Here is an 11,086-nt window from a genome sequence, read left to right as displayed (position 1 = left end):
CGAATCATCTGCTCGACCAGATGCGTGGCGTGCGCGGCCTCGTCGACGCGCGCATCCAGCAGCCCGGGGACGAGCCCACCATCAACGTCGACGTAGATCGCACGAAGGCCCTGCAAGCGGGCCTCACACAGCACGACGTGGCGCAGAACCTGCTCATCGCGCTCTCGGGCAGCTCGCAAACCACGCCCAACTTCTGGCTCGATCCGAAGAACGGCGTGAGCTACCCGCTCGTGACCGAGGTGCCGCAATACGACATTCATTCGCTGCAAACACTCGCCAATATTCCGCTGACGACGTCGCAATCGGTCACGTTCACGCCGCAGAACCAGCTTGGCACGCTCGGCACGGTCTCGCGCAGCTCGCAGGAAGCCGTGGTCTCGCACTACAACGTGCAGCCCGTGCTCGACATCTTCGCGTCGACACAGGGACGCGACCTGGGCGGCGTCGCCTCCGACGTGAACCGCCTCGTGGACGCCGCGCGCGCGCAACTGCCGCCGGGCTCGTCGATCGTGATGCGCGGCCAGGTGCAGTCGATGAACGCCTCGTTCAGCGGCCTTGCGGCGGGCCTGGTGTTCGCCATCGCGCTCGTCTACCTGCTGATGGTCGTGAACTTCCAGTCGTGGCTCGATCCGCTCATCATCGTGAGCGGTCTGCCGGCCTCGCTCGCCGGGATCGCGTGGATGCTGTTCGTCACGCAGACCACGCTGAGCGTGCCGGCGCTCACGGGCACGATCCTCTGCATGGGCATCGCCACGGCCAACAGCATTCTCGTCATCAACACCGCGCGCGAGTCGCTCGCCGCGGGCATGGAGCCGCTCGCCGCCGCGCTCGATGCGGGCTTCAACCGCTTTCGCCCAGTGCTCATGACGGCGCTCGCGATGCTGATCGGCATGTTGCCGATGGCGCTGGGTCTCGGTGATGGCGGCGAACAGAACGCGCCGCTCGGGCGCGCCGTGATCGGCGGCCTCGCGGTCGGCACGCTTTCCACGCTCGTGTTCGTGCCGGTCGTGTTCGGCATGGTGCATGGCTGGCTCGCGCAACGCCGCGCCGCGCGCGATGCCAGCAACGATGCGCAAGCCGATACAACCACTCACGTTGAATAAGGATTCCATAATGAAATCGCAGACACCGCACGAAGAACGCGATGCCGCGGCGCGAACCGCAACGCGAGGTCGCTCGGCTGTCGTCGTCGGCCTGACCTGCCTCGCCATCGCCGCGGCGCTCCTCACGGCGGGCATTGTGCCGCGCCTCCCGGCGCGCACGGCGCACGCCCGGCAGGTCGCGGCGCAGCGCGCGCTGATCGTCTCCACCCTCACGCCCACGCGCGCACCCGTCACGCAGGACCTGTTGCTGCCCGGCTCGGTGATGTCCTGGGCGGACGCGTCGATCTACGCGCGCACGAGCGGGTACGTGCAGCACTGGTACACGGATATCGGCGCGCACGTGAAGGCAGGTCAGACGCTCGCGCAGATCGACACGCCCGAGCTCGACGCGCAACTCCAGCAGGCGCGCGCCGACGAAGCCACCGCACAGGCCAACTATCGCTTCGCCAGCAGCACGGCGCAGCGCTGGCAAACGATGCTGCAGACGCAATCGGTCTCCGAGCAGGACGCCCAGGCGAAAACGAGCGACGCCGCCGCGAAACTGGCCACGCTCCAGGCGGCGCAGGCCAACGTGGCGCGACTGCAGGAGCTGGTTTCCTACCAGAAGGTGACGGCGCCTTTCGATGGCGTCATTACGGCGCGCAACGTGCAGGTGGGCGCGCTCGTCACCGCGGGCGGCACGCCCGGCCTCGCCACGATGCCAGGCGAGCTGTTCCATCTCTCGCAGACCGACCGGCTGCGCGTGTACGTGGACGTGCCTCAGGACGACGCGAGCCTCGTCACGCCAGGCACGGCAGTCTGGTTGACGACGCAGCAATATCCAAGCCGCCGCTTCGAAGCCAGCGTGGCGCGCAGTTCGAACGTGATCGATCCCGTGAGCCGCACGTTGCATGTGGAAGTCGATGTGGACAATCACGACGGCGCGCTGATGCCCGGCGCCTACGCGCAGGTGCACCTCGCGCTCACGGCGGCCGCGCCGGCGCTCGAACTGCCCGTGAGCGCGCTGCTGTTCCGCCCGGACGGCGTGACCGTCGCGGTGGTGGATGCAAAGAGCATGGTGCAATTGCGCAAGGTGACCATCGGCCGCGACTTCGGCACCCATGTGGAAATCGCCACCGGACTCGCGCCGACCGATCGCGTCATCAACAATCCCGGCGACGCCATTGCGAGCGGCCAGAGCGTGCGCGTGGCGGCAGCCTCGACGGCTGCGCAAGCGAAAGCGTAAGCGAGGCTCATCATGTTCGAACGCCCTCTCCCTGCGCTGCGCCGGATCGTCGTCGCCTTCACCGCAGCATCGCTCGCGGCGTGCACCACGTTGCCGCACTACAGCGTGCCCTCGGCGGACGTGCCTGCGCACTTCGCGACACAAACAACGCAACCCGCAGCGGCACCCGGCTGGACCGTCGCCGCGCCCGCCGACGCCCAAACGCGCGGCCCATGGTGGGCGCTCTTCGGCGACGACGACCTCGACCAGCTCGAAGCCCGCGTGGACGTGTCGAACCAGACCGTGCGCCAGGCCGTCGCCAATCTCGAAGCCGCGCGCGCGATGATCGACTATCAGCGCGCGGGCTATGCGCCGACCGTCACGGCTGGTGTGGCGGCGCAGCGTTACCGGACCTCGCAGAATCTCGTGGACCATTCGCTTGCGGGCAAGACGATTCCCGACTACTCGACGGGCCTCACGGCAAGCTGGGAACCCGACCTGTTCGGGCGCGTGAAGGACGCGACCACCCAGGCGCACGCCAACGCCCAGGCCACGCAAGCCGACCTCGAATCGGTGCGCCTTTCGGTTGCGAGCCAGCTTGCTACGGCTTACTTCGATTTGCGCTCGCTCGATCGCCAGAAGAAGCTGCTCGACGACACCGTGAGCGCCTACACGGCCGCGCTGCGCATCGTGCAGCAGCAGCTCGCCGACGGCGCGATCGACGCCTCCGCCGTCGCCCAGGCACAGACCCAGCTCGAGAGCGCGCGCACGGCGAATAGCGACATCGACGTGCAGCGCGCGCAGCTTCAGCACGCCATCGCCACGCTGATCGGCGTGCCCGCTTCGACGTTCAGTCTGCCGCCGCGTGTCGATCCCGCCGCCGTGCCGTCGATTCCCGCAGGGGTGCCCTCCGCGCTACTCGAACGGCGTCCCGACATCGCGGCCGCGGAGCGGCGCGTGGCGGCGGCCAATGCCGGGATCGGCGAGGCGCGCGCGGCCTTCTATCCCGACCTCACGCTCTCCGCGACGGCGGGCTTCGAAAGCACGTTCTTCGCGCCGTGGCTGAGCGCCCCCAGCCTCTTCTGGTCGCTCGGCTCGCAAGTGGCGGGCACACTCTTCGACGGCGGCCGGCGCGACGCCACGCTCAAAGGCGCGAACGCACAATACGATGCGGCAGTAGCCGGCTACCGGCAAACCGTGCTGACGGCGTTCCAGCAAGTCGAAGACAACCTGAGCGCGCTCGACACGCTAGCGAGCGAAGCGCAAAGCCAGCAGCGCGCCACCGCCGCCGCGCAACTCTCGCTCAGGCTCACCACCAACCGCTACCAGGCGGGCGCGGTGAACTATCTCGACGTCGTGACGGCGCAGACCATCGCGCTCTCGAACGAACGCAACGAGGAGCAGATCGCGGCAAGGAGGCTCGATGCGAGCGTGCATCTGCTGGAGGCGCTCGGCGGCGGGTGGGACCGGGCGGCGCTGAGCGACCTGAGCGCACCGGGCGAACCAGGCGTCAAGGGCGCGCGAACGTCAGGATGAAGCGCGTGGCCGCCGCGTCGCTTTCGGCGCGCGCCGAGCCGCCGTGCAATGTCATGATCGAGCGCACGATCGCGAGCCCGAGCCCCGCCGAAGCACCCGCACGCGCCTCGCGATGGCGCGAGGCATCCGCGCGATAGAAGCGGTCGAAAATGCGCTCCAGCAGCGCGGCGTCGATCGGCGTGCCGGGATTGGCCACCGTGACTTCGACGGCCGTTGGCGTCTCCTGCACGCTCATCGTGATTTCTCCGCCGCGCGGCGTATAGCGCAGCGCATTGGCGAGCAGGTTGCCCACGGCGCGCCTGAACAACTCCTTGTCCGCGCGCAGGCGGCCCTCGCCCCCCACGCGGATCTGCACGCCCGCCTCGTCGGCAAGACCTTCGAAGTAGTCGGCAATCTGCGTGAGCGCGTCGTGCACGTCGAACTCCGCGAGCGTCGTCATGAACTGCGGGTGCTCCGCGCGCGCGAGAAAGATCACGCTTTCGATCATGCGCGAAAGCCGTTCGCATTCCTCCAGATTCGATTCGAGCAACGCCTCGTATTCGGCCGTGGTGCGCTCGCGCGCGAGCGCCACTTCGTTCGCGCCGCGCAGGTTGCCGAGCGGCGTGCGCATGTCATGCGCGAGATCCGCCGTATATTGCGACATCCGCTCGAAGCCCCCGTGCAAACGGTCGAGCATGGCGTTGAGCGATTTCGTGAGCGCCTCGAGCTCGCTCGGCGCGCGTTCGACTTCGATGGGCGTGTCGAGCCGGTCCACCGTGACCGTGGCCGCACGCGCCGCCATCTCGCGCAGCGGACGCAGCGACTCGCGCACGAGCAGCCAGCTCATGAGGAACGCCAGCAGCATGCCTGCCAGGCCGAACCCGTAGAGCCGCTCGCGATAGTGATCGAGCAGCTGCCAGCGATCGGTCATGTCACGCGCGATGACGATCGTGACAGGCGTGCCGTCGGCCAGCGCGGCGTCGGTAGCGAGTCCGCGCACGGGCACGCCACGCGCGTTGCGCCACTCCACCACGTCCCCTTCGGTGATGCGTTGCGACGAGGCGAGGCGCCGGGCGAGCGCAGCCTGCGGAAAGCCCGCGTCGGCAACGCCTGCCGTGTTGTGCTCGACCAGTTGCGCACCGCCGGCGCTGAGTATTTCCATGGAAAGCGCGGGATTGCCGAGCACCTGGCTCGTGAGGCGCTCCGCATGCTCGCGCACGTCGTGCTCGTTGTGCAGCTCCCGCGCGAGGCGGCGCGTGTGACGCGAAATCAGCACGATATCGAGGTCGTCCTGCTGCTTCACTTCGCGGTCGAGCGTGAAATAAAGCGTGCTGCCCACGAGCGCGAACACCGCAAGCGTCGTGCCGGCGAAACTGAGCGCGAGGCCAGTAGCGAGCGAGCGAACGGCCACCCGCGGCATCAGGCGTGCCCCTTATTGTCTGCAATCTCGGCGACGTAGCCCACTCCGCGCACCGTATGGATCAGCTTGACGTCGAACGCGTCGTCGACCTTGGCGCGCAGGCGGCGAATGGCGACTTCCACGACGTTGGTGTCGCTGTCGAAGTTCATGTCCCATACGTACGAGGCGATCTGCGTGCGCGTGAGCACTTCACCCTGGCGGCGCACGAGCAGTTGCAGCAGCGAGAACTCCTTCGGCGTGAGGTCGATGCGTGTGGCGCCGCGTTTCACGCGCCGGCGCGTGACGTCCACTTCGAGGTCGCCGAGCAGCAGCACGTCGCTCTCGCGCGGGGGGCCGCGGCGGGCCAGCGTGCGCACGCGCGCGAGCAGTTCGACGAAGGCGAACGGCTTGACCAGGTAGTCGTCCGCGCCCAGTTCGAGGCCCTTCACGCGGTCGCTGATATCGTCGCGCGCGGTAAGGAAAAGCACCGGCGTGGTGTGCGTGGCGCGCAGCGTCTTGAGCACTGTCCAGCCGTCCATGGCAGGCAGCATCACGTCGAGCACGATCACGTCGTACGCCGCTTTTTTCGCGAGGATCAGGCCTTTCGCGCCGTCCGCGGCGACGTCCACCGCGTAGCCGGATTCCTCGAAGCCCTTCTTCAGATAGGCGCCGGTTTTCGGCTCGTCTTCGATCACAAGAATGCGCATCGCCGTTCTACTCACAGAGTGTATCCGGCTTAATTGTATGCGCTTGCTGGCCATGTGCGCGTGGCCACTGGCGTACTTCGCATACCCGAGCGGAACGGTCGTCTTTCCTTTCCAGACCTACAAATGAAAGCGCGCCGCCATGCGGGGCGTTTGATCTTGTGCGAATCGCAATCTAGTTGCCGCCTTTCTTCGCCTTAGTCCAGTAGTACCGCCATAGCTTCATGACCGCAGCATAGTCAAGCATCGCCACGATCAGTTCGATAATTAGCTGCGCAGGACCCTCAAGCAGCCGTGGCGAGAGCATCACATAGCGGTCGACGCGCCCCTTGCCCTGTTCGACGCGCAGCATAATGCGCTGGCTATCGATATCGCCAACCTTCAGCCGCGTGGCTTCAGAGATGCGCAGGCCGGCGGCATAGGCTGCGATCAGCATACGGTGTTTTTGTAGAGTTCACCAATTAATGTCGCTGTTTTCCAAGCGATTCTTGTCGTTTTGAGCCGCGAAATCCGCCTCCCACACCCCGTAATGACAGCAAAGACAGGCATTTGCTGTCGCTTTGACACATGACCGCTTAAAAAAGCGTTGATCCACCCCTTTATTCGCCAACAGCGCTCGCAAATTTAACACTCACGACCACTGCTTTCACAAGCGCAATCGACCTTGAGGCCAGATCGCCTAGCGACGTCATCTCCGCTTCGATCCACAAATATAGGACTACAAACCAAAAAGCGATCACTATATTTATGTTTACATGAACGCCCCCGTTTGCGCCAGGTGTTCGAGGTTTTGACGAATGGGATGGGCTGCACGTCTACATCCGGCCTCTCAGTGCAGCTTCAACTTCGCTGCGGGCCACTATGAAATCCGCGGACTCACGCCTCATTCAAATCACGAGCTTAAGAAGCTCAAACATAAATTCAGGCTTGGTGAGTCCCGGGTCCTACCCGATCTGTCATCACACTCGAATGCCGCCGCAACTTTTGACGTTCCACCCCTTTAAAGAGAAGCCAGTAGACACCGTGATCGAATCATGACGGTCTCTTGCACGCGTGATTTGCACGGTATGGCTGTTGATGGGCCAGGACCGCCCAGATTATTCGAGCGAGCTTGTTGGCCATCGCCACGATTACTACATTCAACGGTCGCCGTTGCTTCATCTGCGTAACCCATTGCCCCGGCTCTTTGGCCTTATAGATAATGCTGCGCGCTCCATGTACCAGCAAAGTCCTGAGATACGTGTCGCCGCGCTTACTGATTCCTCCTAGCCTGACGGTTCCACCGGAGCCAGTCTGTCCCGGCACGAGCCCCAACCATGCGGCAAACTCGCGGCCGGATTTGAATGCTTCAGCGTGCCCCATCGTTGCTACTGCAGCCGTCGAGGTGAGCAACCCCACACCTGGGATTGCCGCGATTGCCTTGGCTGCTTGATCGTTCTTCATCCATTCCCGAAGCCGCCGCTCGATCTGACCGATCTGCTTGTCGATCGCATCCAGACCTCTCCACTGCTCTCTCAGCGTGTCGATCAACATTGCGGGGAGGCGTCCTGACAACCTTTCCAGAATCTCGATTATTGCCTTGTCGAGCGCTGCCCTACCGCATCCCATCACTTCACCATACTCGCTCAACAGCCCGCGAAGACTGTTGATCTGCATCGTGCGGAATTTCACGAGTTGCTGACGCATACGATGCAGGGCAAGCACGGCCTGCTGGGCTTCGGTTTTTACGGCAACTGCCTTGCAGTCCACCTGGGTGGCCATCCAGATCGCACGCGCGTCGGCAGCATCGTTCTTATTACGGATGTTGAAAGCCTTGACGAACTTCCCCGGCATCAACTTGACCTGGTGCCCCATTTCAATCAACCGCCGAGCCCAGTGCTGTGATCCGCCGCATGACTCCATCCCGACGAGGCACGGCTGCCGATTCGCAAAGTACTGAAGAAACGCCGCCCTCTTGACCGACCGGTTCACGACCTCACCGGTGTCCGGGTCCACCCAGTGGACCTGCATCACGTTTTTTGCAATGTCCACGCCTACAATCGTATGCGCCATGACAGATCTCCTTCGGTTCGCTGAGTGAACCAGTATGATCAGCCTGAATCCCAGAGCGATGGCTTTTTGCTGCCAGCATCGAGCCGATCGCGCGAAGCCTGCGATTAGGTGGGGGCGTTCATATCATTCAAATCCGATACGTGCTTCTTAGAGGCGAGTGATCTCAGGCGTTGGTTCAATCGCGGTAGGGATGCCCATTAGACTGGCTCGCGCAGATGTTTCCGGGCGAGGCGCGCGCGACAAGCCCAGACCGCTCTGCGCGGCTTCCAGCCGGGAGCTCACATTGAGTTTTTCGAAAATGTTCTTCAGATGCCACTTTACTGTTTCGGGCGCAACGCGCAGCGCCCGGCCGATCTCCTTGTTCGACAAGCCGCGGGCAATATGATCGAGGATCTCGATTTCGCGCGCGCTGAGCAGATCCGACGGGACACGCGGCGTATCGCCCTCACTCCGGTGATTGGTATCGAATGCGGAGAATAGTCGGTCGAGGTACGTCGGATCGAACGATGCAACGTTGGCCGCCGTGCCCCGCCATCGCTCCAATATCGCACGCAGCGGCGCGCCTTCATCCACCAACCCGTTAATCATGCCGGTGGACTGCGCAATCCCCAGCGCGTGCTCAAGCGCGTCAAACGCGCGCACTCGCTCTCCCTGCTGTTCAAAGGCGAGCGTCAGGAGGATCGAGATGAGCGCGTCGAGATACCATCTGCCTGAGTCGGTCACCTCGCCACGCAGCGTTTCGAGCAGCGTCACAGCGTCACCCGCATGCCCATGCGCAAGCAGGAGGCGCGCGCGCATCATCGAGTGGCTGGCCCATATTTCTATTAAGTTGCCCGTGCGGGGCGAGCGTTCCGGCGGCATGGCAAGGCGCAGCGTCTCAGCTGTCTGCCTCGCCTGAGCAAGCCTCCCCTGGCCGAGATACAAGCGCACCGCCTCGGCATCGCACCCCACCCGCAAACGCAGCCATTGCCGTGCGGCCGCTACCTGCCGCGCGTCCTCGAGTACCGCGTGCGCCGATCCGACGTCGCCGCCGCGCGCGTAGAGCCGCGCAGCGGAACACGTGTAACGCAGCAGCGAACCCAGTGGGCAGGTTTCCATCGCGATGGCGGTGCGGCCCGATACCATCTTCTCAGTGCGCGTGAGATCGTCGCGCTCGTAATAGATCGATGCCAGATAGCCCGCGGGAAGCGCGGCGGCCGCCGAATCGCAGCCGAGTGCACTTTCGGCCCGCGCAAGCGCCGCCTCGAGAATCCGCAAGGCGTCCTGCAACCTGCCTTGAACGAGCTCAGCGAGTCCAAACATGCTTTCCCGGTACACGTCGGCGTAGAGCGGCACCTGATTCGCGTCGCCGCCTGTCGGCATCGATGTCTGAATCCGCCGCACTTCGTCAAATTTTCCTTCGGATAGCAAACCAAATATTTGCGCCGTTTCGGTAAATCGGCTCACCCACGGCAGGTTTGGCAGCGGGGATGCCGCCGCCTCTTTGACAAGCACAAGCGCGCGCGAACTGTCGTCGTCGAGACCAGCGATGATCGCACCGAGCGCGTTGACCTCTGCGGGCAACGCGGCATCGGCAAGCGCTCCGGCCGCACGCCGTTGCGCGATCTGAGCTTCGAGGGCCGTCACCTCTCGCGCCGCCTCGGCGGTTTGCAACGAGAGCGCGAGCGCCCACGCTTTCGTTAGACGCAGCCGCAGCCGCTCGTGCACGAGCTCGGGCGGCAGCTTCGCGATCCAGCCCGACAGCGTGCGGACGTCGCTGCGATTCACCATCACCGTTGCGCAGTTTTCGATCCAAAGCGCCGCGAGCTCCATCTCGCCAGCCGCGAGCGCGTGCCTGATTGCCTCGGGCCACAGCCGCGCCTCGGCAAACCAACGGCTCGCGCGCCGATGCAGGCCAGGCAATAGCGCTGGACATTGGCGCGCTATGCGACGACGCAGCGCGTCTAAGAGCAGCGAATGATACCGAAACCACTGCCGTTCCTCGTCGAGTGGCCGGGTGAATACGTTGTGCCGTTCCAGCCAGTCGAGCTTCTCCCAGCTGCGTGCGCCTTCGCCCATCACGGCATCGCAGACGCCCGCACCAAGCCGATCGAGAATCGACGTATACAGCAGGAACTTCAGCATCGGCGCCGGCAGCCGCGCCAGGACCGTGTCGTCCAGATAGCGGTCGATACCCAGACGCGTTCCCGAAAGCGTGCGAGCGACCTGCGCCGCATCGGCCGTGTCGCGTAATGCGAGCGAGGCAAGCTGCAAGCCTGCCGCCCACCCTTCCGTCGCTTCATTCAACAACTCGACGCTGGGACGGTCGAGCGACACCCCGCCTGCCTGGCGGAAGAACGTCTGGGCGTCGTCGACGGAGAACCGCAGATCGTCCGCATCGATGCGCAGCAGTTTGCCCTGGGTGTGCAATTGACTGAGCGCGAGATCAGGCTCGCCGCGTACGCCCAGCAGCAAGTGAAAGTTCTGCGGCGCGTAGCGCACCAGTCGCGACACCATCGCACGAATAAGTCTGGAGGGCGAACGGTCGAAGTCGTCCAGCACAAGAAAGACCTGACGGCCGCAAGCGGCAATTTCGTTGAGCAGTACGGAGACGATGGTTTTTCCTGGCGCCATCAGATCGTTGCGCAACAGCTGCTGCGCTTGCTGTCCGATGTCTTCACAGGTGCTGCACAGCGCACCCACCAGATAGGCGGCAAACTGCTGCGGATCGTCGTCCTCCTCGTCAAGGCTCAGCCAGGCCACGAGGTGCTCTCTTGCACGCAGCGTCTCGCTCCAGTCGGCAAGCAACGTCGTCTTGCCAGAACCCGCCGGTGCGATGACAACAGTCAACCCCCGATCACACGGCTCGCCCAACCGTTCGAGCAGCGCCGAGCGACGCACGATGCCGGGCAGCAATCGCGGCGGCGTCATCTTGGTCTGGACCAGGGCCACGCTCCAGGTCAGATCCACAGTGTCTCTTTGTGCTCCCACGCGTGTCGATTTCGTTCAAGTGTTGGCGAGGCGTATGCTACGCATCGCCCTTCTGGTTGTGACCAAGGGTTTCCCCCTCCTCGCTGCGCGGCGGCACCGTCTTTCGGTGCGCGCCACTGCCCCCCCCCCGCCCCCCCTC

General features: G+C 64.5%; 7 protein-coding genes and 1 pseudogene. 3 read left to right on the top strand and 5 right to left on the bottom strand.

Annotated elements, in window-relative coordinates; all coding sequences use genetic code 11:
• From AB4Y36_RS40185 to AB4Y36_RS40175, 3 genes are all read left to right on the top strand, one after another.
• The coding region (locus tag AB4Y36_RS40185; RefSeq protein ID WP_368685905.1) for an efflux RND transporter permease subunit at positions 1 to 1,103 on the top strand (1,103 nt) is incomplete at its 5' end.
• Between the two features lie 10 nt (positions 1,104 to 1,113).
• Positions 1,114 to 2,328 (top strand): efflux RND transporter periplasmic adaptor subunit, encoded by a 1,215-nt coding sequence (locus AB4Y36_RS40180; RefSeq protein ID WP_368685904.1) that lies wholly within the window; start codon positions 1,114 to 1,116, stop codon positions 2,326 to 2,328.
• A 12-nt stretch (positions 2,329 to 2,340) separates the two neighbouring features.
• On the top strand, positions 2,341 to 3,843 hold the full coding sequence (locus AB4Y36_RS40175; RefSeq protein ID WP_368685903.1) for an efflux transporter outer membrane subunit: 1,503 nt from the start codon (positions 2,341 to 2,343) through the stop codon (positions 3,841 to 3,843).
• Here the strand turns inward: AB4Y36_RS40175 and AB4Y36_RS40170 are convergent.
• From AB4Y36_RS40170 to AB4Y36_RS40150, 5 genes and pseudogenes are all read right to left on the bottom strand, one after another.
• Positions 3,818 to 5,233, bottom strand: coding sequence for a heavy metal sensor histidine kinase (locus AB4Y36_RS40170; protein WP_368685907.1), 1,416 nt, complete (start codon positions 5,231 to 5,233; stop codon positions 3,818 to 3,820). The genes AB4Y36_RS40175 and AB4Y36_RS40170 overlap by 26 nt on opposite strands.
• Before the next feature lie 8 nt (positions 5,234 to 5,241).
• The gene (locus AB4Y36_RS40165; RefSeq protein ID WP_368685906.1) at positions 5,242 to 5,928 is read right to left on the bottom strand and encodes a heavy metal response regulator transcription factor; all 687 of its coding nucleotides are present in this window, start codon (positions 5,926 to 5,928) and stop codon (positions 5,242 to 5,244) included.
• Between the two features lie 280 nt (positions 5,929 to 6,208).
• Positions 6,209 to 6,349: pseudogene (locus tag AB4Y36_RS40160) on the bottom strand (tyrosine-type recombinase/integrase); the annotation flags it as partial.
• A gap of 608 nt (positions 6,350 to 6,957) precedes the next feature.
• Positions 6,958 to 7,977, bottom strand: coding sequence for an IS110 family transposase (locus AB4Y36_RS40155; RefSeq protein WP_368685902.1), 1,020 nt, complete (start codon positions 7,975 to 7,977; stop codon positions 6,958 to 6,960).
• A 147-nt stretch (positions 7,978 to 8,124) separates the two neighbouring features.
• Positions 8,125 to 10,926, bottom strand: a complete 2,802-nt coding sequence (locus AB4Y36_RS40150) for a LuxR C-terminal-related transcriptional regulator (protein WP_368685901.1) — start codon at positions 10,924 to 10,926, stop codon at positions 8,125 to 8,127.
• Between the last annotated feature and the right edge of the window lie 160 nt (positions 10,927 to 11,086).

It is taken from the genome of Paraburkholderia sp. BR10936 (assembly GCF_040965735.1).
Taxonomy (GTDB): Bacteria; Pseudomonadota; Gammaproteobacteria; order Burkholderiales; family Burkholderiaceae; genus Paraburkholderia; species Paraburkholderia nodosa_A.
The sequence above is the reverse complement of the archived record's forward strand: the minus strand, read 5'-3'. Positions and strand labels throughout refer to the sequence as shown.